At 59.9% G+C, this 25829-nt stretch carries 22 protein-coding genes; 12 read left to right on the forward strand and 10 right to left on the reverse strand.

Annotation, left to right across the window (positions count from 1 at the left end; all coding sequences use genetic code 11):
• Window positions 1-3 precede the first annotated feature (3 nt).
• The 3 genes from HFK74_RS19115 to HFK74_RS19125 all read right to left on the reverse strand — a co-directional run bounded on the left by HFK74_RS19115 (window position 4) and on the right by HFK74_RS19125 (window position 4035).
• On the reverse strand, window positions 4-1437 hold the full coding sequence (locus HFK74_RS19115; protein ID WP_180204821.1) for a DUF3336 domain-containing protein: 1434 nt from the start codon (window positions 1435-1437) through the stop codon (window positions 4-6).
• A 52-nt stretch (window positions 1438-1489) separates the two neighbouring features.
• Window positions 1490-3004 (reverse strand): wax ester/triacylglycerol synthase family O-acyltransferase, encoded by a 1515-nt coding sequence (locus HFK74_RS19120; RefSeq protein ID WP_180204822.1) that lies wholly within the window; start codon window positions 3002-3004, stop codon window positions 1490-1492.
• Between the two features lie 239 nt (window positions 3005-3243).
• The gene (locus tag HFK74_RS19125) at window positions 3244-4035 is read right to left on the reverse strand and encodes an alpha/beta fold hydrolase (RefSeq protein WP_180204909.1); all 792 of its coding nucleotides are present in this window, start codon (window positions 4033-4035) and stop codon (window positions 3244-3246) included.
• A 327-nt stretch (window positions 4036-4362) separates the two neighbouring features.
• Between HFK74_RS19125 and HFK74_RS19130 the strand changes: the two genes are divergently transcribed.
• Both HFK74_RS19130 and HFK74_RS19135 read left to right on the forward strand, forming a co-directional pair.
• Window positions 4363-5319: an ABC transporter substrate-binding protein gene (locus HFK74_RS19130; protein ID WP_180204823.1), complete on the forward strand. Its 957-nt coding sequence runs from the start codon at window positions 4363-4365 to the stop codon at window positions 5317-5319.
• Between the two features lie 40 nt (window positions 5320-5359).
• The gene (locus HFK74_RS19135) at window positions 5360-6685 is read left to right on the forward strand and encodes an LLM class flavin-dependent oxidoreductase (protein WP_180204824.1); all 1326 of its coding nucleotides are present in this window, start codon (window positions 5360-5362) and stop codon (window positions 6683-6685) included.
• Window positions 6686-6706: 21 nt separating this feature from the next.
• Here HFK74_RS19135 and HFK74_RS19140 read toward each other — a convergent pair whose 3' ends face one another.
• The 3 genes from HFK74_RS19140 to HFK74_RS19150 form a co-directional block, all read right to left on the reverse strand.
• Window positions 6707-6949 (reverse strand): AbrB/MazE/SpoVT family DNA-binding domain-containing protein, encoded by a 243-nt coding sequence (locus HFK74_RS19140; protein WP_180204825.1) that lies wholly within the window; start codon window positions 6947-6949, stop codon window positions 6707-6709.
• 63 nt (window positions 6950-7012) lie between these two features.
• Entirely contained in the window at window positions 7013-7978 is a 966-nt protein-coding gene (locus HFK74_RS19145) for an endonuclease (RefSeq protein ID WP_180204826.1), read from the reverse strand.
• Window positions 7979-8089: 111 nt separating this feature from the next.
• Window positions 8090-9913, reverse strand: a complete 1824-nt coding sequence (locus tag HFK74_RS19150; RefSeq protein ID WP_180204827.1) for an NAD(P)/FAD-dependent oxidoreductase — start codon at window positions 9911-9913, stop codon at window positions 8090-8092.
• 244 nt (window positions 9914-10157) lie between these two features.
• Here HFK74_RS19150 and HFK74_RS19155 point away from each other — a divergent pair, with 244 nt between their 5' ends.
• The 3 genes from HFK74_RS19155 to HFK74_RS19165 all read left to right on the forward strand — a co-directional run bounded on the left by HFK74_RS19155 (window position 10158) and on the right by HFK74_RS19165 (window position 13971).
• Window positions 10158-12047, forward strand: a complete 1890-nt coding sequence (locus HFK74_RS19155; protein WP_180204828.1) for a sigma-54-dependent Fis family transcriptional regulator — start codon at window positions 10158-10160, stop codon at window positions 12045-12047.
• 219 nt (window positions 12048-12266) lie between these two features.
• The gene (locus HFK74_RS19160; protein ID WP_180204829.1) at window positions 12267-12920 is read left to right on the forward strand and encodes a dTMP kinase; all 654 of its coding nucleotides are present in this window, start codon (window positions 12267-12269) and stop codon (window positions 12918-12920) included.
• Window positions 12921-13035: 115 nt separating this feature from the next.
• Window positions 13036-13971 (forward strand): LysR family transcriptional regulator, encoded by a 936-nt coding sequence (locus HFK74_RS19165; protein WP_180204830.1) that lies wholly within the window; start codon window positions 13036-13038, stop codon window positions 13969-13971.
• On the opposite strand, the gene HFK74_RS19170 is transcribed toward HFK74_RS19165, so the two are convergent.
• Both HFK74_RS19170 and HFK74_RS19175 read right to left on the reverse strand, forming a co-directional pair.
• Window positions 13956-14402, reverse strand: a complete 447-nt coding sequence (locus HFK74_RS19170; RefSeq protein WP_180204831.1) for a heme-binding protein — start codon at window positions 14400-14402, stop codon at window positions 13956-13958. The two genes, HFK74_RS19165 and HFK74_RS19170, sit on opposite strands and share 16 nt — an antisense overlap.
• A gap of 11 nt (window positions 14403-14413) precedes the next feature.
• Window positions 14414-15763: an amidohydrolase family protein gene (locus HFK74_RS19175; RefSeq protein ID WP_180204832.1), complete on the reverse strand. Its 1350-nt coding sequence runs from the start codon at window positions 15761-15763 to the stop codon at window positions 14414-14416.
• 259 nt (window positions 15764-16022) lie between these two features.
• On the opposite strand from HFK74_RS19175, the gene HFK74_RS19180 reads away from it, so the two are divergent.
• Entirely contained in the window at window positions 16023-16409 is a 387-nt protein-coding gene (locus tag HFK74_RS19180; RefSeq protein WP_180204833.1) for a nuclear transport factor 2 family protein, read from the forward strand.
• A gap of 73 nt (window positions 16410-16482) precedes the next feature.
• On the opposite strand, the gene HFK74_RS19185 is transcribed toward HFK74_RS19180, so the two are convergent.
• Window positions 16483-17640: a S9 family peptidase gene (locus tag HFK74_RS19185; RefSeq protein WP_180204834.1), complete on the reverse strand. Its 1158-nt coding sequence runs from the start codon at window positions 17638-17640 to the stop codon at window positions 16483-16485.
• 59 nt (window positions 17641-17699) lie between these two features.
• Window positions 17700-18662, reverse strand: coding sequence for a LysR family transcriptional regulator (locus HFK74_RS19190; RefSeq protein ID WP_180204835.1), 963 nt, complete (start codon window positions 18660-18662; stop codon window positions 17700-17702).
• Between the two features lie 278 nt (window positions 18663-18940).
• Between HFK74_RS19190 and HFK74_RS19195 the strand changes: the two genes are divergently transcribed.
• The 6 genes from HFK74_RS19195 (at window position 18941) to HFK74_RS19220 (ending at window position 25827) form a co-directional block, all read left to right on the forward strand.
• Window positions 18941-19879 carry a VOC family protein gene (locus HFK74_RS19195; RefSeq protein ID WP_180204836.1) on the forward strand — a complete coding sequence of 313 codons (939 nt, stop codon included), beginning with the start codon at window positions 18941-18943 and terminating at the stop codon, window positions 19877-19879.
• Between the two features lie 14 nt (window positions 19880-19893).
• A complete protein-coding gene (locus HFK74_RS19200) occupies window positions 19894-20304 on the forward strand; it encodes a Rieske (2Fe-2S) protein (RefSeq protein ID WP_180204837.1) in 411 nt (136 codons plus the stop codon).
• Between the two features lie 87 nt (window positions 20305-20391).
• Window positions 20392-21516 (forward strand): FAD-dependent oxidoreductase, encoded by a 1125-nt coding sequence (locus HFK74_RS19205; protein ID WP_180204838.1) that lies wholly within the window; start codon window positions 20392-20394, stop codon window positions 21514-21516.
• Window positions 21517-21560: 44 nt separating this feature from the next.
• The gene (locus HFK74_RS19210) at window positions 21561-23258 is read left to right on the forward strand and encodes a DUF1302 domain-containing protein (protein ID WP_180204839.1); all 1698 of its coding nucleotides are present in this window, start codon (window positions 21561-21563) and stop codon (window positions 23256-23258) included.
• Window positions 23259-23270: 12 nt separating this feature from the next.
• Window positions 23271-24659, forward strand: a complete 1389-nt coding sequence (locus HFK74_RS19215) for a DUF1329 domain-containing protein (protein WP_180204840.1) — start codon at window positions 23271-23273, stop codon at window positions 24657-24659.
• A 73-nt stretch (window positions 24660-24732) separates the two neighbouring features.
• Window positions 24733-25827 carry a YCF48-related protein gene (locus HFK74_RS19220; protein WP_180204841.1) on the forward strand — a complete coding sequence of 365 codons (1095 nt, stop codon included), beginning with the start codon at window positions 24733-24735 and terminating at the stop codon, window positions 25825-25827.
• Window positions 25828-25829: the final 2 nt, after the last annotated feature.

Consider the following 25829-nt stretch of genomic DNA (forward strand, 5'->3'; position numbering starts at 1 on the left):
ATATCAGTGCCACCCCCGACGAATCAGGATTTGCTCGAGTGTTCTACTGATCGCCGTGCAATTGCGCACCATCTCCATGCGCTCCCAAGTGGCATGTTCACCCTCTTTGACAAGTTGCCTGACCTGATGGAGAGGCAACGGCGTCAGTAACTTGAGCGGGTTGTGCCAACGCTTGCCCACAAATATGTTGATATCGGCGGTGTAGTCCTGCACCAGCATGCTGTAACCCAGATGCTGCCAGCGGGCCAGCGCGGGGTTACGCAGGCGCAGGTGATTTCTGCTCAGGCGTAACAGGCTTGTTGCCAGGGATTTGCCGAGCTGGATGGGTTGCTCCAATGCGCCTTTCAGTAAACCGGGCCGGGCATTGGGATTGGGTGTAAAGAGCAGTGCCGCTGGATTGGCCATGCTGGAAATGAAGTGATTGACACCATAGAGCCGGCCCAGGCGTTTGGCGGGCAAGTCGTCGGTAAAGGAGCCGTCGATCCATCGCTGTCCGGGAAGATACGGCACTTGATGGCCGGCGGCATCCTTGGCCTGCAGGGTCACCGGCGCAATAATGCCCATGACGGCGGTGGAGGCCTGGATCGCCGAACGGATCAAGACATTGGGTGCCGTGATGGCGTTCAACAGCCGGGGCGCCTGTTGCGGCTCAAGCCCTGTGACCGTGATGTTCAGATGACGCCCGCTGACCTGGTAGGCCTCGGCGAACGTCAGGTCGGGAATCAGTCCCTGCACATGGCTGTTGACGTCCTGCGCCTGCACCAGGGCATTCAGGCGCGAGCTTCGCTTGGCCTCGGACCTGGCGTACGTCATGGTCAGGCGCTCGGGCAGCAGGTGCTCGAGCAACTCATCATCACGGTGAGTGCAGACGATGGCTGCGATCAGTGAACCGGCACTGGAACCGGAAATGATCTTCGGCAGCAGGCCCTCCTCGACAAGGGCCTTGAGTACTCCGACGTGGAAGTAACCGAGCATCGCGCCACCGCTGAGCATCAATGCCGAACGCCCGAAGCATTGGCTGGCACGGAGGAAGAAATCCCGACGCTCGTCCAGTGAAATCACCTGCTCGTCAACGCCATCGATGGCTTGCAGTGACCGGCAGACTTCTTCGATGTACTGGTGGATCAAATGCTTGGTGCCCATGCGGGCGTGGCGGTAAAGCCCGGCCTTGCCCATCCCGGCGAGGTTGCCATGAATGCCCTCGTTGAGCGCGAACATCAGGTCGGCGCAGGCGCCTGAACGGCGCAGGACGCTCAAGCGCTCCAGCCGTTGGCGCACGGTGCGGTGGTCATAGTCCCTGGACACTTCATTTCTGCGCCAGTCGTCCATTGCGCTCTGTTCATCCAATGCGCAGGCGTGGTTGACCCACTCCTTATAGCTGCGCGAGTGCCGCATTTTTTCATGCAGCCGAGCGCTCGGCGTCTTGTGCCTTAACATGTTTGTTCTCTCCAACGGTCATGGGCGAGGGGCGATCCCTGCAGGTCACTCGTTACTGGCCGGCTTGCTCGGCGTCGGTGGCTGCGGCTGCGGCTGCGGGAATGGCTCGCTTGCGGGGTGGCGTTGCAGCAGGCTCCTTGGCGGCCGATTCCATTGACTGCCGGCCCAGGGCCAAATATTCCTCGGTGGATTGGTGCAGGCAGTCGATGTAAACGTCCATATCAGGCAAGACGTCGCGATCGCTGCCCACCCCGAGAATGATCTGGTCGTAGAGGCTGGTGACGGCATGGCTGAGCGCCATGCCGTCTGCGATTGGCGGGACGAAATAGAGTGCTTGCACCTCGGCACCGGCGAAGTACTTGCGTGCCTTGCCCATGGGGCCCGGGAAGTTGGTGATCAGGGTGTTGCACAAATGGTATTTGCCGACATGACGCCAGTGACTCCCCATCCAGCCACCCAGCATGCGCATCGGCGCAGGTACCAGGTCCCCCATTGAAACGATCAGTTCATACACCACATCACGGGCCAGCTCGGCCCCCGACTGCGTGCGCTCGAGGATCGACTGCAGCCGTTCGACGGGATCCTCGATATCCGTGCCTATGCCGATCAGCATGCCGGACACCAGATTCCCGGTGCGCTGGGCTTCCTCGGAGAGAATCGCTACCGGACACATTGCGACTAGCGACTGCTCGGCGGGAAGCGCCTCGCGGCGTTCCAGGTAGCGCCGCAGCCCGCCGGCGATAATGGCCAGGATGACGTCGTTGAGCGTGGCTCCCTTGGCGCAGCGGCGGACCTGTTTGATCTCGTCGAGCTTCCAGGACAATCCGCCAAAGGTCCGGTGCGGTGAGACCTGGGCGTTGAACACGGTGCTGGGAATGCTCTTCTGGGCCGGTCGGTTCTCTGCGCGCAGCCGGGTCAGCAAATTCAGTCCTGCCCTGGACGCACTGTAGCTGGCGCGCAAGCTGCGCAGAGGCTGGGTCAACAAGCGGGGAACGGTTTTGCCCCACATGTGCGCGCGACTGGGCAGGCGATCGTTGTAAGGTTGCCGGTAAGGACTCTCATCGAGTTCAGGTTGATCACTCATCAGCAGATTGTTGATCTCGATGCCAGCCTTGCCATCGATGTAGGCGTGATGAAAACGCAGTAGCAGGGCAAAGCTGCCGGGTGCCACGCCTTCCACGTTGTTCAGCCCCTCGATGATGGTGAGCTCCCAGGGCGCGCGGCCCATGTCAAGGGTGCGCGACATCGACCGCGCCGCGAATATGCACAGTTGCCGCCAGTCGCCAGGTTGTGGCAGGCCGACGTGGCGGATGTGGTACTCCAGGTCGAAACTCTTGTCCTCCACCCAGTAGGGATCGTCCAGCCAGAAGGGCGCGTGCTGCAGCCGTCGGCGAAACAATGAGGTGCTGCCCAGGCGATTGTTGATGTAGCGGATGATGTCCTTGTGCCGGACCAGCCCGTTGGGTGCGGTGCGTTGGTCGCAAATCCACAGGCTGCCCCCCACCATGGGTTGATGGGTGGCGTCGGAATAGTAGAACTGGGCGTCCAAAGGTGTCAGTTGTTTCAAGGCTTGCCTCCTCCAATAGCATGATGAACAAATCAACACGTTCGGTGAGCAGCCTGTTATCTGGGCAACTGACTGCCGGACCGGCGCAACTCGCGCATTGCAGTCATGTTCGCGTGCCAACCCAATGGCAGGCACCTCCCTTGTTGGCAGGGATCAGCGTCTGCTATGGGTAGCAAGTAGAGGTAGAAGAGGTGCAGCGGAGTGGGTAGGAGAGAACGCTTGAAAAGTGAGATGCCGATCTACAGGAAACGGCAAACTGCATCAATCACGTCCTGGGTTTTTTCCTTGTGCGGAACGTGTCGGCAATCGCTGATTACAAGCATCTCGATCTTCCCACAAGCGAGGCTGGCATAACGGTGGGGATGCAACGTCGAACCGAACTCATCGTCCGCGCCATGGATGACCAGCATAGGGCACTGGATCGGCGCGAGTTGCTTTTCGATGGTCCAATCGGCGTAGGAGGGGGAAAGCCAGGTTTGCGTCCAGGCATCCAATACCCATTGCGCCTTATCACCGTGGTATCTGTGCAAACGCTCGATCTGCCCTGGTTGCTGGAACTGCGCTTTGGCAATGCGGATACCGCAAACAGTCCGCTCCTCGACAAAGGCTTGGGCAGATTCGGTCACCAGGGCCAGGCAATCCTCGGGACACAACGCGGCGCAATGAGTCGCCATGGCACCGCCGACGCTATGGCCGAAGGCGATAAAGCGCTCGATGCCCAGGCTTGCACGCACGAACGGAAAGTAACGCTGGGCTTCTTCGCGAATGAAGTCGTTGGACCAATCGCCTGGATGAGGGTCTGAACGACCAAAGCCTAAACGATCATAAGCCACGACATTCCTGTTGGTTGCCTTGGCCAGCAGGGAAGGGAAGTCACGCCACAGCTCCACGCACCCCAGCGAGTCGTGGAACAAAATGATGGGCGCTGTTTGCGCAGCCGACCCGTGATTGCCCGGATACCAGCAGCGTGCGAACACCTGCCCATACGGCGTGTTGACCCAATGATCTTCCTGGGTGATGGAAACCTGCATTGATGATCCTCTTGTCGCACCAGGGTCGTGGGCGGATATGTTCGTGAGTTGTGCCAAATGCTGCTTGTTTAGAACCTGACAAACCTCTTGCAGCTTCACTTACAGCAAAGGCAGTGTCGCGACTTCATGCGGTTGTTGCATTTATATGGAATTACGTTATGCGTATTGAGTATTTTACGTGTGATGGTTATGGCCTCATCGTATAAGCAGCATAACGCTTCGGCATGCCTGTAGAGCCGTGATCGGCTCTTCCCATATTACGAAATAGTACCGAGACCGCGCGCGCGGATCGACCTGAATTGCCTGAGAAGGCATCTGGAGACGAACGTGCGTTACCTGACGAAACTGGCGGCCGGGATGGCCGCTGCCTTGCTGTGCCTTGCTGCGAACGCGCAAACGCTGGTGGTGGGGGACCAAAGCTACAACGCCCAGGCCGTGATGGAGGCGGCAGGGGTGCTTGACGATTTGCCTTATACCCTTGAGTGGAAGCAATTCACTGCAGGGTCGCCTGTGGCCGAGGCGCTCAATGTCGGCAGCCTGGATATCGGGTTGCTGGGTGATGCCCCAGCGCTGTTCCTCGGTGCATTGGGGGCACCGATCAAGGTGATTGCAGCGAGCCGGCAAAATCTCGACGGTGTGGCGATTCTGGTAAGAAAGGACTCGTCGATCCACAGCCTTGCGGACCTGAAAGGCAAGCGCGCCGCCATCTGGAAAGGCTCCTGGAGCCAGCAGCTACTGCTGACCGCGCTGGATAACGCGGGCGTTCCACGAGACTCGCTGGATCTGCGCTACCTCAGCGCGCTGGATGCCTCCCACGCGCTGGACGGTGGCTCCGTTGACGTCATCGCGACCTGGGAACCCTACGTCACGCAGCAGGAACGGCAGGGTGCGCGGATCCTGGCCACGGCTGATGGGTTGATCCCGGCCCAGAGCTTCATCGCCGCCAACGCCAATTCAGTCGACGCCAAGCGCGAGCAAATCAGTGATTTTCTCCAGCGTCTGAGGAAAGCGCGTGAATGGACGCTACAGAACCCAGCCAATACTGACGCTTATGCTGATGCATGGGCCAAACGCACTCGAGCCGACGCTGAAATCGCCCGTGCCTGGTTTGCCCGGGCGCGAACAACCGTCGAGCCACTGAACCCTCAGGTACCTGTGGAGGCGCAGAAGACCGTGGACTTTTTCGCAAGCCTTGGTTTTGTAAAGTCCTACCCTGCAGCCAACCTGTTCGACAACTCATTCGCTGCGTCCTTGCAACCAGCCACGTCCAACGCCCGGCCCTGAACGCTTCAGCCCGCATTGATGCATAAGGAATATGTTTGAAATGACAAAAAGACAACTCAAACTGGGCGCCCTGACAATGGGCTGTGGTGGGCCAGGCCGCCACAACCTGTGGCTTGATCCGCAATTGCCAGCCGACGCCAGCGTCAATGTCGATTGGTACATCGACATTGCGCGCCAGGCCGAGGCGGCACTGTTCGACTTGATGTTTATCGTCGACAGCCAGTTCATTACGCCTGGGTCGCCATCCCACTACCTCAATCGCCTGGAGCCACTGACGCTGCTGTCAGCGATTGCCGTGAGCACTCGCCACATCGGTTTGGTTGGTACGCTGACGACTTCCTACAACTCGCCCTATAATGTAGCGCGGCGCCTGGCCTCACTCGACCTGATCAGCAAAGGCCGTGCGGGCTGGAACGTCGTCACCAGCGGAGATGCCGGCACCGCCGGCAATTACAGTCGCGACGAGCATTACGATTACGACACCCGTTACGGCCGGGCGGCCGAACATGTCGAGGTTGTCCAGGGCCTGTGGAACTCCTATGAAGAGGATGCGTTCGTGCGCGACAGGGCGACGGGCCAGTTTCTCGACCCAGGCAAACTGCACAGTCTGAATCACAAGGGCGAATACTTCTCTGTAGTCGGCCCGCTGAACATTCAACGCTCCCATCAAGGCCAGCCGGTGATCTTCCAGGCCGGCGATTCGGAGCAGGGCCGGGACCTGGGCGCCGCCACTGCAGATGTGGTCTTCACCCATGCCGCCAGCATCGAACAGGGCCAGGCGTTCTACCGCGATATAAAGGGCAGGGCGCAGCGACTTGGCCGCGATCCTGAGCAATTACTGGTAATGCCCGGTGCCGAAATCCATGTGGGTGACACCGATGAGCATGCGCGTGAAATCGAGCAGTACTACCATCAGGCCGACCATAGCTTTGAACTCGCACTGAAGGAATTTGGCCGCAACTTCGGTTGGCATGACTTCAGCCAGTACGACCTCGATGCGCCGTTCCCTCAGGAGAGCCTGGAGTCTGCGCGCAGCAGCTTTTTCACCGCGGCCAAACGTATCGCCGACCAGGCACGTGAGAAAGGTTTCACACTGCGCCAGGCCGTCGAGTTCGGTCGACAGTTGCGCCCGGGCGCTTTCGTCGGAGCGGCTGACACCGTTGCGCAGAAGATGGCTGATTGGTTCGAAGCGCGTGCGGTGGATGGTTTCAACATCTACATCGGGCACCCGGAGCAGTTCAACCGCTTTACCCACGAGGTCATACCGCTGTTGCAGGAGCGGGGGGTATACCGCAGGGCGTATGAAGGGACTACCTTGCGCGAAAGCCTGGGTTTGGAGATTCCTCAATTCCGGCGCAAAAGGTAGTCACACTGTGGAGTAGCTTCCTTATTTGTCCTCGGCGCTGACGTGTGGTTCGCTACCCCAGGCTTCAGTGAGCTCGTCTATTCGATCTGCGATTTGAGCCTTTTTTGACAGGACCAGGCATCGCGTATTACCGACAAATTCTTCAATCAGGTAAACAGCGTCGCCGACATCCAGCTCCAGCTCCTGCAGCGCTTCATCGGGAATCCGGATCGCACCGTCACCATCCCATTCTTCGATGATGATTTTCATAGGGGGCTTTCTCACAGGGGTCTCCTTATTTCAGGTGTCGGCCCCGGTTTCGCGAGGCCGACTTTCAACAGGCAGCAACTACTTGCAGTTTCCTGCCTTTCGATATCCTGCAGCCTGGGCCTCGGATTCCGAGGTGAAGGATATCTGGTTTTTTTCAGACACCTGACCATACCCAGGGCACCCCGTCGAGAGGTGGTAGACCTGGCTTTTCCGGTTACCCACGATAGAACCCACCCCGGCTGCGCTCGCAAGAGTTTGCTGGACGGGTGCGCGCGCAGGGTTGACTGGAACGGCGCTCACCACCCCATCACCAACCGCCTTGTATCCTTGCGACCATCGGCGCTCGCCAGTTACAAACGGATTGGAGTGCCCCATGATTGCGGCAATGCGACGATCGCGCTCTTTTTCCCAGGACGAAACCGGGTACTGCTTGTCCCAGGCCATCAGTAGCTGTTGCTGCTGACGTGACATGCTCAGATTGTATCGGTCGAACATGTAGAAGGTTGTCCTTGCGACCAACCCCTTGACCTCGTCACGCGGTTCCGCCGCACGTTGGTCGAAATCAACCCGCGTCTTGCATTGCCCATACTGCGGCGCTACCCCGGAGGCCATGCCGTAGTTGAAATTACTGCGGTCGCCGTTCACCTCTCCAACAGAGGGGTAGAGGTTGAACAGGTCTGCCTCCATGGCTCGAAACACAGGATCATCGTCCACACAGTGCTCGCGCCCCCCGTTCTTCCAGCATTGGCGTTGGTTACCGAACGTCCAGGCTGGAACGATGTGTTCCCACTCAGTCCGTTCCGCGCGATTCTCTTGTTTCCTGGCCTTGAGACCGCATGACTCGGCATCGATACGGCCACCCGACTTGCCTACCCACGTCCATTTGCAGCCGCAATACAGCTCGCCCATGGGGCTGTTCGCCTGGTCGAGGTAGATCTTCTGCTTTGCGATGACCTTGGCTTCGGAAAAGGTGGATGGAGGGCTTGAAAAGGCGGGGGTAATGACCGAGAGCGACAGCGCTACTATGGCGAGCAGTTTTTTCATTGGACAGCTTAAGCAGTTGAAAGGAAAAGCATTATACGCACGACTCGATGGCGTTCGATGAAGAACGAGAGGGCCAGGATGGCGCCCAACCACGGCTGGGCGCCATTTGACTCAGCCAGTGTGGTGACTCTTGGTCAGGCCGTAGACGGATGTGTTGATCCCTTCGAAGCGCGCCTTCAACTGCAGCGCCAGATACAGCGAATAATGCCGTGACTGATGCAGGTTGCCACCGTGGAACCAGAGGTTTTCCTGCTGGGTTGGCTTCCACATGTTCCGCAGTTCGCCCTCGTACGGGCCAGGATCATTCGTGGTTCCAGAGCCCAGGCCCCAGCAGCGGCCGACCTTGTCAGCGACTTCCTGGGAAATCAGCTTCGCTGCCCAACCATTCATTGAGCCATAGCCCGTGGCGTAGACGATCAGGTCTGCCGGCAGTCGACTGCCATCGTTGAGTACGACGGCATCCGCTTCGATGCGCTCGACACCCAGGCCAGGCGCGCTCTTGAGCTTGATCGTGCCATTGGCGATCAGTTCAGAGGCGCCGACGTCGATGTAGTAACCCGAACCACGGCGTACGTATTTCATGAACAGGCCAGACTCGTCGTCACCGAAATCGAGCATGAAGCCGGCCTTGGCCAAGCGTTCGTAGAAGTCCTTGTCACGCTCCTTGATCGCGTCAAAGACGGGTTGATGAAAGCTTGGCATCACCTTGTAGGGGATCGAGGCGAACAGCATGTCAGCCTTGTCCGTGGTCAAGCCCGTTTCCAGGGCGTCTTCAGAGTAGAGCCCGCCGAAGACCAGTTCCATCAAACTGTCGGAACGCACGATGTGGGTGCTGGAGCGTTGCACCATGGTCACCTCGGCACCGTTCTCCACCAGGTCGGCGCAGATGTCGTGAGCCGAATTGTTCGCACCGATGACCACCGCGCGCTTGCCGCTCCAGGCGTCTCCGCCGGGATGGCGGCTGGAATGGTGCTGCTGGCCTTGGAAACCCTCGGCACCCGGATAAACCGGAACATTGGGTACGCCAGACATGCCGGTGGCGAGGATCAACTGGGCAGGCTGTAAAGTCACACGCTCGCCATCGCGCTGCACTTCAACCTTCCAGGTGCCACTTTGCTCGTCAAAGCCGGCGCTCACGCACTCTGTACGCGGCCAATAATTGAGCTCCATGACTTTGGTGTACATTTCCAGCCAGTCGCCAATCTGGTCCTTTGGGGTGAAGACCGGCCAGTGATCGGGGAAGGGCAGGTAAGGCATGTGGTCGTACCAGACCGGGTCGTGCAGGCACAGCGACTTGTAGCGACCGCGCCACTGATCGCCAGGACGCTCGGCCTTGTCGACGATCAGGGTTGGCACGCCCAGTCGCTTGAGCCGCGCAGCGAGCCCCAGCCCGCCCTGGCCGCCGCCCACAATCAGGCAATAGGGTTGAGTGGTGATACCTAGCGAAGCTTCTTCATCACGACGGCGCTCCAGCCAGTTGCGCTTGTCAGCATGGGCGTGACCATGACTGGCACCCATCGGACGACGGCGGCCGCTAAGTTCTTCAAAGCCTTTGAGCTCGCGCATGGTCGTCAGCAGCGTCCAGCACAGGCCGTCCTTCAGGCGCACGTAGCCTTTACCTCGCGCCGCTTCGGTTTCCAGGCTGATCCAGCCTTCGAGCACACCGTTATTGAGCGTCGCCTCACCTTCCAGCTTCCATCGCCCGGGGCGAGTCTGGTCGAGGCGTGTTTCGAGCATGTCGCGGATGGCAGGCTTGCCTTCCAGGGTCACCAGGTTCCAGCTGAACAGTAGCAGGTCACGCCAGTGACACTCGTCGGCAAACAGTTCCAGCGTGCCGTCCAGATCACGTTGGGCGAGACGCTCGCCGAGGTTTTCGACCCAGGCCGCGAGTTGAGCAGTGGGCGTGTGCAGAGGTGTTTCAACAGCGATGTTCATGGGCTTCTCCCGTTCTTGTTGTTTTTGTAACAACTCGTCCTGGAGCAAAGCCCGGGCCATCTTCCTGAAAGCCTCGTTGCAGACCGGTTGGCGCAGTACTGCTCAGGCTTGGAAGCGGATCTATGTCACGAATCCGGGAATGGGGGATGACAGAGTGTCACTCGGTGCAAAAAACGCTCGTTGCCGTCTTTTCATATAAGCTGCAAGCAGCCCCGTGTCCTGACCGTAACGGAGAACAAGAACAATGAAGCCGGCCTTGATCAACGCCCATGCACAACAAGTGCTGCAAGCCGTGCAGGGCACTATCGCCAGCCACAGCCCCACGGCTGACCTGGCCATCACACGATCCTGGCGCCGGTGCCTGGATCAGTATCAGCTCGATCCGGCCAGCCGCCGCGCACCTAATGTGGTTGAACAAGCACGCTTGCAGGATCACCGTGGGCCACTGGAACACATCATCGCCGTGGCGCACTGGCAGATGGGCAACCTGCACCAACAACTCGGTCGTGACGGCCACGTGGTGCTACTCACCGATGCCCGCGGTGTGGCGATCGACAGTGTGTTCAACGAATCCGAACGCGCGGAATTCCAGCGTTCCGGGCTGTGGCTTGGCTCGGTATGGAGCGAGGATTGCGAGGGCACCAACGGTGTCGGCACCTGCCTGGTCGAGCGACAGCACGTCACCATCCGCCGTGATGAGCATTTCCGTGGCAAGCATGTCGGCCTGACCTGTTCGGCGAGCCCGATATTCGATGCGCGTGGAGAGTTGCTGGCCGTGCTCAACCTCTCTTCGGTGAGGGATGACCACAGTCTTCAGCAACACTTCCAGGCCATGGCATTGACCAACCTGTCCGCCAAGTTGATAGAGAGCTGTTTTTTCCTGGGGCATGATCCGCAGCGATACTTGCTGCGCTTCCACCCTGAGGCGGGCTTCGTTGGGCTGCTGGGTGAAGGCCTGCTCAGTTTCGACGAGAGTGCCCGTATCTGTTCAATCAATCAGGCTGCACTGGATCTGTTGGGCCTCAGCCGTGACCAGGTGGTGGGGCAATCCCTGACGATGCTGCTGGAAACACCTATCGACCAGGTGATGAGCCAGGCCAGCGCCCAGCCGAGCGTCTGTTGGCCCATGCGGCTGGTGGACGGACGCCTGCTCTACGGTCAATTGCGAGAACCCGCGCACCAGCCGCCCTTGGTCATTCCCCCAACGCCCATCGTCAACGACGTGCACGTGTGCCTGGAAGACCCGCGCCTGCAACGCGGTTTTGCTCGCGCATTGCGTGTTCTGGAGCGTGACGTTCCGGTGTTTCTACAGGGCGAAACCGGTACCGGCAAAGAAGCTTTTGCGGCGGCGCTGCACCGCGCCAGCGCTCGGGCGGGCCAGCCGTTTGTGGCGATCAATTGCGCAGCCATTCCAGAGACACTGATCGAAAGCGAGCTGTTCGGCTATCGCGGCGGCAGCTTCACCGGCGCCCGCAAGGACGGGATGATCGGTAAGCTGGAACAGGCCCATGGCGGCATTCTGTTTCTCGATGAAATCGCCGATATGCCACTGGCGTTACAGACTCGCCTGCTGCGTGTGCTGGAAGAACGTCAGGTGGTGCCGCTGGGCGGCGCGACGGCGCGTCCCCTAGACGTACGCCTGATCAGTGCCAGCCACCAGGATCTGCACGCCTGCGTAGCCGAAGGACGCTTTCGCGAAGATCTGTTTTATCGCATTGCCGGCTTCACCGTGCAGCTGCCGCCGCTGCGCGAACGATCAGACAAGGGCCGCTTGCTCGACCTTCTGCTGCGCGAAGAGACAAAAGGTACAAGGATTCGGCTGGAAGCGGGCGTCAGGGAGCGCTTGCTGAAGCAACCGTGGCCGGGCAATGTCCGGCAGCTGCGTACGTGCCTGCGCACGCTGGTGGCGTTGGCGTTGGACGGGCGTGTCACCCTGGACGACCTGGCAGAGTTGCTGCCGGCAACGCCAGTTGCGTTGGCCGAAAATCCGCTGGGAGTATCGGAACGGCAGACGCTGCTGACGTTGATTGAAGCGGAGCACTGGCATATCGCTCGTGTTGCCGCACGCCTGGGGATTAGCCGCAATACGCTGTATCGCAAACTGCGCCAGCACGGTATTTCGCGACCTGGTTGAATGCAGGATGACATCTCGTGGCCCCTGTTTCTGTGGACTTGGGCTGAGGCGATGGGGGTCGAGCAGGAGAGGGCGCTGATGCTGGAAGCAACCTTCGATCCGCGATGTTAGAGTGCTCGTCTGTTCATAAGTACCCTCCACTCGACTCGCATAGACCCACCAAGCGGTTCCAGCGAACGAACCGGGCAAAAAAACCGTATATCAATCGTTATGTGAAGAATGAATCGTCCGCTGTTTGTTTCTCTGGATGGGCCCAAGGGAGCCGGCAAAACCACACTGTTGGAGGCCGTTACTAAAGTACTGAGGGCAGCCAACAAAAAGGTGATCCGGCTGTGCGAGAGAAAAAGCGATCCCTTCAGGGGTGAAACAATGACGCTCGTTAACAAATTCGTCAGAAATCCCACCCGGGATCTGGAGTTGCAGGTTTGTGAGCGCTTTGCCGATAGCCGTGCCTGGATTTCCCACAACGTGCTGGCTAAACAGCCACCAGGCAGCATCATCTTGATCGATCGCTGGTACCCATCTGATGCCGCGTTTCGCCGGATAGTCCCGTTTGCGGAAATTCTACAGTTGAACATTGATCGAAACGTACAAGTGCCAGACCTGCATGTTGGGGTTGTCACCAACCCTGAAATTTCATGGGCCAGGGCAGCGGCACGACGGCGTGGGCTGAGCAGTACTGTGATCCATAAGCTGGAAGAACAGGTCGCTTGTACCAAGGCGTTCGAGCGAGCGATTGCAGATCACGGCTGGGTTTTATGCCGGAATGAAGGAACGATCGAAGACGCAACGATGCAGGTGATTTCGCAGATATATAGCGTCCTTCGTCGCCCCGCAGACGAAGATCGCTGTCCCTGCCTTGATGCTGTTTAGATAGTATTTTCCATCGCGATATCTCCTAACGAAGTATGCGATTGGCGTGGTCAATGCCTGGAGCGTTAAATTGATGGTGTCATATATGTATCCATCCATTTAAAACGGAAACAGCATGCGGTATCGACGCCTCGATCTGAACCTGTTGGTTGCCCTGGACGCCTTGTTGAGCGAATGCAGCGTCAGCAGGGCAGCTGAACGCTTGTGCCTGGGTCAGTCCGCGACCAGTTCGGCGCTTGGACGCTTGCGCGAGCATTTCAATGATCCGTTGCTGGTTCAGGTAGGGCGGCGTCTGGAGCCCACTGCCCTGGGGCTGGCGCTGTTGCCCAAGGTACAAGAAGCCCTCGCGCTGACGCGGGAGATTATCGATGCACCGGTAAACTTTGAACCGGCCCACTGCATTCGGCAATTTACCCTGGTGGCTTCCGACTACGTGGCGGCGGTGCTTTTGCCAGCGGTCAGTCTCGAGTTGGCGCGCGTCGCGCCGGGTGTGCGTTTGACCCTGCGGGACTTGCCGGTACCGCGAGACAGCGATGTGGTCAGCGAAGCGCTCGACTATCGTCGCAGCGACTGTGTAATTGTGCCGCAGCGCCGATTGAACCCGGCTTACCCCCGTGTACCGTTGATGAGCGACCAGTTGTGTTGCATCGTCTGTGCACAGCAGCCGCAGTTCGCCGAGGGTTTGAGCCTGGCTGCCTATTGCGCCGCCGAACACGTGGTGCGTGAGTTTGCCGACGGGCGAAACCTGGCGATGGATGCCATGCATCTCCATGAGCAGGGTGTTCACCGGCGTGTGGCGGTAGCCGTTGAAAGCTTCGCCCTGATGCCGGAGTTCATTGTCGGTACCGCGCGAATCGCCACGGTGTTTCGCCGTCAGGCGCAGCGTTTTGCCAAGCGTTATCCGTTGCGCATTCACCCCGCACCAGTGGCTTTTCCGCAGGCCGTGCAAGTGCTGCAATGGCACCCGTATCAGGAGCACGACCCGGCGATGATGTGGTTTCGCGGCCTGTTGTCGGAGCAGGCCGCATTGCTTGATCAACCCACCATCTGATCACCGGTATCGGCCACCAGCCCGGCCTGCTCGATTCCCTGCACAGCGCAGCGCTCATCATTGTCCGAAGTGTCGCCGCTGATGCCGATGGCGCCGAGTATCTTCCCCTCGGCATTGCGAATCAACACGCCACCAGCCACCGGAATGACCTCGCCCCCGGTCAGGCTGTTGATCGCATCGAAGAACGCCGGCATGGTGTGCGCGCGCCGTGCCAGCTCTCGTCCTCCAAAGCCCATTCCCAGGCAGCCCCGCGCCTTGCCGGTGGCGATTTGCGGGCGAAGAAAACTGGCTTGTTCATCGCGCAGGACGGCCAACGGATGCCCTGCCGCGTCCAGCACGGCGACGGCCAAGGGTTTGATCCCGGTTTCTTGAGCGATGCGGATAGCGCTGCTGGCGATGTGAATGGCTGTGAGTAGAGTGAGTGTATGCATGACGTCGCTCTTCATACGGCCCACTTGCCCAATTGGGCAACCCGGTCACGGGTGTACAGGTCAGTCCATTTCAACGAGTTGAAATCAGACACTTGCTTTGGATTGTAGGGGCTGCGCTCCATGCGCACCGGTTGACCGGCCTTGTACACGGCCTTGAGGCGCGAGCGGTCTTGAAGGATGCGTATGTCGCGCAACGGTGAGCCGTCGAGCAACAGGAAATCAGCTTGCTTGCCGACTTCCAGGGAGCCGATGGTTTCACTGCGCGGCATGCAACGTGCGCCGACGGCGGTGGCGGCATATAACGCTTCGGCGGGGGTGAAACCCAAAAGAGTAACCAGCAATTCCAGCTCACGGGCGTGCCACTCGCCATAAGGCGTCACGGCAAAACCGCTGTCACTGCCACAGGCGAAAGGCACACCGGCGGCCTTGGCGCGTTTGAGCACCGCCGATCCGACTTCCAGTGTGCGTGCGCAGTACCCGGAATATCCGGTACTGATGGCCGGGTCGTGAGGCTGACAAAAGTCCACGGTGTTCTGCGGGAAGGTCATGGTCGGCGCGAGGATACTGCCGGCCTTGAGCAAGGCCTCGATACAAGCGTCGTCCATGTAAAAGGCGTGGAATACCAGGTCGACCCCGGCACGTGCGGCGTACATCACTGCCTCACGACCATAGGCATGGGTTGCCACTTTGCAGCCAAGGCGGTGGGCTTCCTCAACCATCTCATAGGTTTCTTCTGCGGTGAATGCGGCGATGATTTCGCCGTTCGGCCGACGGTGGGTGCCGTCCATGGCGATCTTGATCAGGTCTACGCCATCCTTGGCCTGCTTGCGTATTTCTGCCAATGCCTCACTGCGACTGGTGACCAGGCGCGCAGTGAAATATTCGGGAGCGCCCACGCGGCTGGGAAACCAGTCATTGAGGCTCTGCCGATTGGTGATGACCCTGCTGCTGGCGGCGATGCGCGGTCCCTCGAACAGACCCGCAGCGATCGCATTGCGAACTGCGATGCTGAGCTGGCCGCTATCGCCGGGGCAAACCATGCTGGTGACGCCAGCAGCCAGCACATGTTGAGCGAAAAACATACCGCGCAGCGCTCGGAATTCGTCACTGGTCCAGATATCGATGTCTTCTTCGCTCTGCGCATTGCCGAAGGCCAAATGGGTATGCACGTCCACCAGACCCGGCATGACAAAGTTGTCGCCAGCGTCCAGGACGGTGTCGCCCGATTGCGGCTGCGGCGCCATGGCCGTCGGGCCGACATACGAGATCAGGCCGTTTTCAACGACCAGCGTTTGCTGTTGACGGGTGTTCAGGCCAGTACCGTCGAACAGGGTCTGGCATTTCAGGTGCAGGGCATTCATGGCGTTTTCACTTTGCTGTTTGTTATGCAAAGCGAGGCTAGGGCGCGGCCATGGATTCGACCAGCAACTTGCATCAATGCCCGCGTATTGATGGGGTCGATAGCTGCTGCACGCCAACATGCATGGGGCCTTCGCCGCGATGAGCACGATCAATGCCCGGGTATCGCGAGTAACGATGGCAGGCATCGGGATCGACGATTTTTATACCTTGAATCCTGAGTCTATGGTGCGCGCTCATCACCCACAGAGAGCCATTCACATGACTACCACAGCTGTTAAAACCGAACTCCTGGCACTGGAGCAAGAACGTCGCCGGGCATTGGTTGAAGAGGATTACCCACGCGTCGCCGAGTTGTTCGCGGATGACCTGGTGTATGTGCACACCACCGGATTGGTGCAAGGCAAGGCGGACTATCTGGAGTATGCAAGAAGCGCCGTTCAGTATCTGGACATTGAGCGCGGCGAGTTGCTGGTCCGCTTTTACGGAGACCACCTGGCGGTGATGACGGGTACCCAATGCAACACGTTACGCAAGCGTGGCGGCGACCAGTCGATTCGCGGTGAAGGGTTTGCCACGCAGGTCTGGACGTTCGGCGCCGAGGGCTGGCAGATCAGCTCGTTCCACGGTACCCGTGCCCCCATCTGAATTCGTTCAACGCTCAATGCAAAACGCCGGAATCCCCAGGGTTATCCGGCGTTTTTTTACGATTGGGAACCCGTCAAGCGGTGTGGCCACCCAGGGTTTCGGCGACCCAGTCGGCGATGTAGTGACCCGCATTGATGCTGTTGTCGAAGCTGGAATGCTGCACGCCACCTTCGCGTTCGGTGAAGACCTTCAGTTCACGCTTGGGGCTGTTGACCAGCTGCTCGTAAGTACGATGTGCCCACTTGAGCGGGATCTGCGAATCCTTTTCACCATGGGTCACCAGGAACGGCACCTTGATCCGATCCAGGACGCCGTCCAAATGGACGTTTTCGGCGATAGCCATGAACTCGTCCATGTCCTGGGCTCCCCACACCCAGCGCACGTGGGCCCAGTAGTGCGGTACGGGGAAGCTGCCTTCTTTTTCCAGGCGACGCTTTTGCACATCCCGCCAGTCATGGTTCGCGCCCCACACCACACCGCAGGCAAACCGTGGCTCGAAAGCCACCGCCCTCGGGCAGTAATAGCCACCGAGTGAAACACCTTCCAGGCCGATACGCTGGGCATCCACGTCGCTGCGGGTTTCCAGCCAGTCGACCACTCGGCTGGCCCAGTGCTCGCTGTCGTAGCGGGCAATCATCTCATGCAGGCGCAAGGCTTCACCCGTTCCGGGCTGGTCAATGATCAACGACGAGATGCCGCGTTTGGCCAGCCAGGCCGGCAGGCCGACGCGGTATTTCATTTCCTTGGTCGAATCCAGTCCGTTGACCTGCACCAGGATCGGCGCAGGACCGGTCACGCCTTCGGCACGCACCAGCAGGCCGGAAATATGTTTGCCCTCGTAGGGGATTTCAACGCGCTCGCAGTTCTCCCTCGACAGTTCGATACCGCGTTTGAAGGTCTGTAAAAAACGCTGGTACAGCTCGGTACGGCCCGGCGCACCATGGGCCTGCAAGCGTTCGCAGGTGAGGTAATACGTGGCGGCGCGGTTGTACTTTTCGCCAGCGGAAAGAAACCGGCCAATGCCTTCATCTTCCTCGGCCAGGCCGCAGAGTTTGTCGGCCATCTTCGCCCAGGTTTCACGAAACGCCTTGGTTCCAGCGGCGTCGGGCTGTTGGGCGGCTTCCTGCAGTGGTGCGCACATCTCTTCGATCTCGCCCATTCGGGCGCCCATTTCGATGGCCAGGTCGACAGAGAGATTCCACACGTAATTGGTCGGAAAGTAACGGAACATGATTGTTGTTGTCCTTGTGGTTGCCTTGACGTTCACAAGGCACGTTAAGGACGCGCCGGCTAATTCGCCAATCGTGACGCGGGATGGGAGGTATCGCGCGCGGCGATAGGAGCTTGTTCCAGATGCTGGATGTACTCACTGATGCGCTCGCGCAGCCAGCGGTGCATCGGATCGCCGTCCACGCTTCGGTGCCATAGCATGAACTCGCGCATGACCGGGATCCTGACCGGTGGTGGCAGGATGCGCAGCGGCAGATATTCGGCATACAAACGCGCCAGGCGCTGGTGCATGGTGGCGATGCGCTGGGTGCCGACCACCAGCTGCGGCAGGGTATTGAAGTCGTTGGTGATGACTTCGAGTCTACGATTGAAGCCGTACTGGTTCATGAACCACTCTTCGATGCTCATGTGCCGGCTGCGACCAAAACCAACGGAGACGTGACCCATTTCCATGTATTGCTCGAGGGTCAAGCTGTCACCGACCAGCGAGTTGCCTTGCCACACGACGCACACGTGTTCTTCTTCAAAAAGCAGCTCGGATGGGTGACCTTCGATGATGTAGCGCTCAGGCACAATCATCAGATCGACCTCGCCGCGAATCAGCAACTCCCCGGAGTTGTCGCCCGGGCCGAGCATTTCGAAGGTGATATTCGGTGCTTCCTGATGAATCTTCTGGATGACCTGGGCAAACAGGACGCTGATCAGGTAATCCGACGTCACCAGGCGGAAGTGCCGCTTGCTGGTGGTAGGGGCGAACACAGGCTTGGCGGTAATCGAGGACTTGATCGTCAGCAGCACTTCGCGTACCGGGTTGATCAGTTCCCGGGCATAGGGAGTGGTCTGCATTTTCCGTCCGACCTGCACCAGCAACTCGTCTTCGAAATAGGTCCGCAGGCGACCCAACACGCCACTGGTTGCGGACTGCGTCATATGCAGGCGTTCGGCCGCACGGGTGATGTTCTGCTCTTCGAGCAACACATCGAGGGCGACCAATAGATTGAGATCCAGGTGGTTGAAACGCATCAGGCAGGTCCGCTGTTGTATTTATTTTGACGATACATTCCGGTGAATTCATCGTTCCGTCAACCCCGCCTTTACGCCGTCATCCCGCGCACTCAGGTATCGCGTTTGCCGATAGGTCGCATCCCCACTCGCGATTAGTCAGCTGCCAAACCGCACGTCAATCTTCGTCGCAGTCGGACCTCTTGCCGACACCACCAACGGATTCCATGCAGCGCTGATCGGCCTTCTCGAGCGATCGGCAGCAGTCTCCGGATCATAATTTCAATGGAGTGGTAGCCATGAACATCATTGGCCTTGATGCCCTTGTCTTTGGCGTCGATGACATCCAAGCCTGTACCGATTGCCTGCGTGACTACGGCCTTGCGCCGGTTGACGTCGACAGCAATGGCGGGCGCTTCGAAGCACTGGACGGCACTGCCGTGATCATTCGCAGTGCGGACGATCCGAGCCTGCCGGTTGCCATCGGCCCGGCACCATCGATTCGTGAAACCATTTACGGCGTTGCCAGCGCGGCCGACCTGGACGCCATCGAAGACGAATTGGCGCGAGACCGTAAGGTCTCCCGGGAAAACGGCGTGCTGCACAGCGTCGACGACATGGGATTCGCGATCGCTTTCCAGGTCACCGTCCGCAAGTCCTACAACGCTCCCGATGACCTGACCAACGCCGCAGGCCATGCGCCACAGCGTCCGCTCAACCAACCGGGCATCACCCTCGATATGAGTGCGGTGCCGCGCACGCTGTCGCACGTGGTGTATTTCGTCCCCGATGCCGCCAAGGCCGAGGCCTTCTACGCCGAACGCCTGGGCTTTCGAACCACCGACACGTTCATCGGGGCGGGGCCATTCATGCGTCCGGCAGGGTCCGATGACCACCATTGCCTGTTCATGATCCAGACCCCGCCGCACATGAAGGGCTGCGAACACTTCACCTTCCACATGGGCAGCGGCACCGAGGTGCTGTTGGCCGGCACGCGTTTCGAGCAAAAGGGCTGGACCAGTTTCTGGGGGCCTGGCCGTCACCTCTTTGGCTCCAACTGGTTCTGGTACTTCAACAGTCCGCTGGGTTGCCACATCGAATACGACGCCGACATGGACAAACACGATGACGCCTGGGAGGCGCGCCGTGCACCGCTGTCGGCGGATAACTCGCAGTTGTTCCTGTTCACGTCGAAAGAAAAATGGGCGCCCGGCGGCCCGCCACCCAAACAAATTTGAGGGCGGTGCAAGCCATGAGTCCCAGCGAATTCCCCTTGTGCAAAGTGGACGATCTGATGGAAGGACAGGCCCGCGGATTCGATCCATTGCAGCGCGGCAAGGACAGCGTTTTTGCCTTGATGCACGAGGGTCGGCCGCGGATTTATCGCAACAGCTGCCCGCATCTGGACGTGCGCCTGGAGTACCGCAAGGACCGTTTTTTGTCCGCCGACGGCCAGTTGATCGTGTGCTACGCGCATGGTGCGCAGTTTCTGCCCGGCACAGGCGAATGTGTCTATGGACCCTGTCTGGGGCAGCAGTTGGAGGCGTTGCCGTGGCGTGTGGAGGAGGGCTGGCTGGTGCTGCAAATGCCAGGCAATGAGGCCGCGCAGCCGCAAAACGAGGTATCGCGTTTGGAGATACATCGCATCCCTACTCGCGATTAGTCAAATCCCTGGATTGACGGGAAGCTGAACCCAACGACGCAGTGCCCGGCGCTGCTTCGAATCACAAGAATAAAAAGTGAGAGAACCATGAGTGCAGTGAACAAAGTTCTGATCGTGGGCGGTGGTATCGGTGGCTTGTGTGCGGCCATCGCACTGCGGCGCAAGGGCATTGAGGTCGACTTGATCGAGCTCAAGTCAGAGTGGACGGTGTACGGCGTCGGGATCATCCAGCAAAGCAACGTGGTCCGTGAGATGGCCAAGCTGGGCGTGCTCGACGGTTATCTCGATGCGGCGTATGCCTTTGAAGACGTCGCCATTTATGGCCCGGCCGGTCAACAACTGGCGCGCATTCCGGGGCAGCGCCTGGCTGGGCCTGCGTACCCGGCCAACGTCGGCATCTCACGCCTGGCGCTGCACAAGGTCCTCAGCGAAACGGCGCTGGAACTGGGCGCCCAGGTACGCCTGGGTCTTAGCGTGGAATCATTGGCCGACAACGGCGGCAACGTTGATGTGCTGTTCACCGATGGCAGCAGCGCTGTGTACGACCTGGTGGTCGGCGCCGACGGATTATTCTCCAGGGTTCGCGATTTGATCTTCGGCGACACCTACACGCCGCGCTTTACTGGGCAATCGGTGTGGCGCTACAACTTCCCGCGCGCGGCGCAAATCGATCACCTCGCCAACTACCAGAGCGCCGAAGGCAACGCCGGCCTGGTGCCGCTGGCCGGCGACCTGATGTACCTGTTCCTCACGTCCCACGAACCGTCCAACCCGTGGATGGACCCCGCGACCCTGGCGGAGCAGATGCGCCAGCGCTTGCAGGGTTTTACTGGCCTTATCGGCGATCTGCGCGAGCAAATCACCGACAGCAGCCAGGTGGTCTACAAACCGATGGAAGTGGTCTTCGTCAACGAGCCCTGGTACCGCGGCCGTGTGCTGCTGATCGGCGACGCCGCCCACGCGACCACACCGCACCTCGGTCAGGGAGCCGGCATGGCGATTGAAGATGCCATCGTGCTCAGCGAAGAACTGACCCGCGACGGCAGCGTCGAGCAACAGCTGCAGCGCTTCATGGCGCGCCGTTTCGAGCGCTGCAAGTTCATCAGCGAAAGCTCGGTGCTGGCCGGCGACAAGGAAATGCAGCACGACCGCGAGTTCGACCGCATCGGCCTGGTCAAGCAGATGCTTGCGCGCACGGCCGAGCCCATCTGATTCACCCACAGCAGTTACCACTATAAAAACAAGAGGTTAACGCGATGGTTAGTTCCACGACTGCGACGCTTGCGCGCCGCCCGGTCAGCACGTCTGCACCCTTTGGTTTCAGTCTGGCCGCGGCGTTGGTGCTGTGCAGCCAGGCGGCCCATGCCTTTTCGGTGGATACCGGCAATCCGGATTTCAACCTGCGTTGGGACAACACGGTGAAGTACAGCGCCGCCTGGCGTACCCAGAATCCCAGCAGCAAACTGACCGAGGGCCAGGTGGCACTCAATCAGGACGACGGCGACCGGGCCTTCAACAAGGGCCTGATCTCCAACCGCACGGACATCCTTTCCGAGCTGGATATGTCGTTCAAGAACGTTGGTGCGCGTCTCAGTGGCGCTGCCTGGTACGACACCGCCTATCAACACGACAATGATAACGACGATCCGGCACGGGCCAACGCGCGCTCGGTGGCCTACGACGAATTCACCGACGACACCCGCCACCTGCATGGCGGCGACGGTGAATTGCTCGATGCGTTCGTGTACTGGAACGGCGAACTGGGCGATCACGCCACGTCTGTTCGTGCCGGGCGCCATGGCTTGATTTGGGGGGAGAGCCTGTTCTTCGGCGCCAACGGCATTGCTGGCGGCATGGCGCCGGTGGACGTGGTGAAAGCGCAGTCTGTACCCAACACCCAATTCAAGGAAATCACCCGGCCGGTCAATCAGTTGTCGGGGACCTTTCAGTTGACCGATGACGTGTCTCTAGGCGCCTTTTACCAGCTGGAATGGGAGGAAACACGCCTGCCGGGGGCCGGCAGTTACTTCTCCACCAGCGATACCATTGGCGAAGGCAACGAACGCCTGATCGTGGGCGCGCCTTTTCCGACATTCCTCGGAGGCAATCCCTCGAGCCCGGCGGCGTTTTTCCACGGCAATGACAAGGAAGCCAGAAGTTCGGGGCAGGGCGGCCTGCAGTTGAAGTACAGTGCGGAAACGGTCGAGTACGGCCTGTATGCGATTCAGTACCACGACAAGACACCCAAGCTGTACCTCAAACCCTCCACCGGCACGCCGAACTTCAGCACCGGCCAGATCGGCGAATACTACTGGGTGTATCCGGAGGACATTCGCGCCTTTGGAGCCAGTTTTTCCACCACGGTCGACGAATACAGCTTCGCCGGTGAAGCCTCGATGCGCTGGAACATGCCGCTGGTTTCCAACGGCCAGACCGTCCTGCCCGGCGTGGTCGCCGATAACGATGACAACGCCCTGTACGCCGTCGGCCGAACCGCTCACGTCAACCTCAACGTACTGGCATCGTTCGGGCCCAACTTCCTTGCGAGGGAGTCGGGACTGGTCGGTGAGATTGCCTGGAACCGACTGCTGAGCGTCACCAAAAACCGCGCCGCCCTTGACCCCAATGCCACCGATGACGGCCTCGGGTTCAAGGTGGTCTACACCCCGACCTACCGCCAGTTTTTCTCCGGCATCGATATCAGCATTCCGGTTGGCCTCAGTTACTTCCCGCTGGGTAAATCAGCGGTCGTCAGCACCTTCGGCCCGGACAACGGCGGCGACATGAACATCGGCATCACCGCGACCTACCTGGATCGCGTGACCGCCGGCCTGACCTACACGCACTACTACGGCGCCGAAGACACCAACCTCAACGCCGCCAGCCAGTTCAATTACAAGCAATCGCTGAAAGACCGGGACTACCTGGCTTTCTCCGTCAAGACCACGTTTTAAGAGGACTTGCGCATGACCCACAACAACAAAAGCTGCGTCTTCAAGCTCAAGGCTCTTTGCTTTGCACTGCTCGGTAGCCTGGCCATTTGCAGCCAACTCACACTGGCTGCGACGGCAGAAGACGCGGCCAAACTGTCGAAAAACCTGACGCCTTTCGGTGCCGAGCGCGCCGGCAATGCCGACGGCTCCATTCCGGCCTGGGACGGTGGTTACACCAAGGTCGATCCTTCGTTCAAGGAAGGCGGCAAGCGCTCCGATCCGTTCGCCGCGGACAAGCCGCTGTTCAGCATCACCTCGAAAAACCTTGCGCAATACGCCGGCAAACTCAGCGACGGCACCCAGGAAATGTTCAAGCGTTTCCCGGACACCTATCGCATCGATGTGTACCCGACCCGTCGCACCGCCGCCGCGCCACAGTGGGTGTATGACAACACGGTGAAAAACGCCACCCGCGCCAGACTGGTCGACAGCAGCGCCGGTCCCATTCCCGAAGGCGCCTTTGGCGGCATCCCGTTCCCGGTCCCGCAAAACGGCACTGAAGCCATGTGGAACCACCTGCTGAATTGGCGCGGTACCTCGGTGTCCATGCATTTTCGTCATTACCTGATGACCGCCGATGGCAAGCAGGTCATGACCACTGACGGCCAGGCCATCCAGGAGATGCCGTATTACTACCAGGATGGGACGCCGGAGTCGTTTGCCGGTGACTACTGGCTGTTCCGCCTGCTCAACGTCGGGCCACCGTTGCGCGCCGGCGAGCAGATCATGGGCCGCACCAACATCAATGGCGACATGTCCCAGGCGCACGTTTACCTGACCGGCCAACGCCGCGTGCGCAAGCTGCCCAATGCCTGCTGCGATACGCCGACACCGGCAACTGCCGGGGTGATGTCGTTCGACGAGTTGAGCGTGTTCCAGGGGCGCATTGACCGCTTCAACTGGAAGCTGGTGGGCAAGCAGGAGATGTACATCCCCTACAACACCAACAAGGTGCAAACCGCCAGCAAACCTGAAGACCTGTTCCTCGCCCACCACATGAACCCCGATTACGTGCGTTGGGAATTGCACCGGGTGTGGGTGGTCGAGGCCGATCTGGCACCGGGCAAGCGTCACCAGTTGCCAAAGGGCCGCTACTACCTCGATGAAGACACCTGGCAAGCCATGCTGGGCGATCGCTGGGATGCCAACGGCCAACTGGCCAAGACCCTGTGGTCGTTGCCTGCGGTACTGCCGGACCTACCCGCGCAAGCGCAATTGTCCTCGGGTTTCTACGACCTGACCTCCGGTGCCTGGTTTATCCAGAACGTCTACACCGGTCAGCCAGAACAGTACGGCATGGTGGATCGCTACAAGGCCTCCGAGTTTTCGCCAGCGGCGATGGCGGGTGCCGGGGTTCGGTGAGACAGACGTCGAGACATACCGGATCACGGCTTGCGCAGCGTGATCCGGTTTCAAACGGATTTACGAGGTCGGTATGAACAGATTCTGTCAGGTGGTTGGTCGGCTGATGTGGCTTATGGCGTTGCCGTTGGGCCTGGCGCATGCCGGCGCGGTGGGCGACGCGCTCAACACGCCGGCGATGCAGGCACCGCAGGCGAAATCCGCGGTGCTGCTGGACTTGGCCCGTTCAGGTGCGCGGCTGGTGGCGGTGGGGGAGCGGGGCATCGTGCTGCTTTCCGATGACAACGGCGCAAGCTGGCGTCAGGCAAAGGTGCCGGTTTCGGTCAGCCTTACGGCCGTGCAGTTTGTCGACGCCAACACAGGCTGGGCGGTCGGGCATGCCGGTGTCGTGCTGGTTTCGCACGACGGTGGTGAACACTGGACCGTGCAACTGGATGGCTCGCGTGCGGCACAGCTAGAGCTGGTAGGCGCCAGAGAACAATTGCCTGCAGCCAACGACCAGGATACTGCCACCGCACGCGTGCAGACGGCTGAACGGCTAGCCAGCGAGGGCGCAGACAAGCCGTTTCTCGCCCTGCAATTCCTCGATGCCCGACACGGGCTGATCGTGGGGGCGTACGGCCTGGCATTTCGCACCGACGATGGCGGCGCCACCTGGCAATCCATCATGGGGCAAATCGATAACCCGATGGGCGCGCATCTGTCCGCCATCGCTCAACGGGGAGAGCACTGGTTCCTGGCCGGCGAGCAGGGCTACCTCGCTCGCTCGGACGATGCCGGCAAGTCATTCACCCAGCTGCAAAGCCCTTACTCAGGGAGCTTTTTCACCCTGCAGATGCGCGATGACGGTGTCCTGCTGGCGGCCGGCTTGAAGGGCAATGCGTTTGCCTCCAGCGACCTGGGCGACAGTTTCCAGCCTGTGCCGGTGTCGATGCCGGTGTCTTTCAGCGATGCGATCCGCACCGATGACGGCCAGTTGCTGCTGGTCAATCAGAGCGGTGCCTTGTTTCGCACCAACAACCCGCCCGGCGCATTGCTCCAGCCCTACGGCAAACCGCTCGGCAAGCCCGTCGCCAGTGTCATCGAGGCCGCTGACGGCAGCCTGACGCTGGCTGGTTTCACCGGGTTGACGCGCATATCGCCGTCAATCGCCAACGCTTCGGAGTGAGG

It is taken from the genome of Pseudomonas sp. SbOxS1 (assembly GCF_013416725.1).
In the GTDB taxonomy this organism is placed as follows: domain Bacteria; phylum Pseudomonadota; class Gammaproteobacteria; order Pseudomonadales; family Pseudomonadaceae; genus Aquipseudomonas.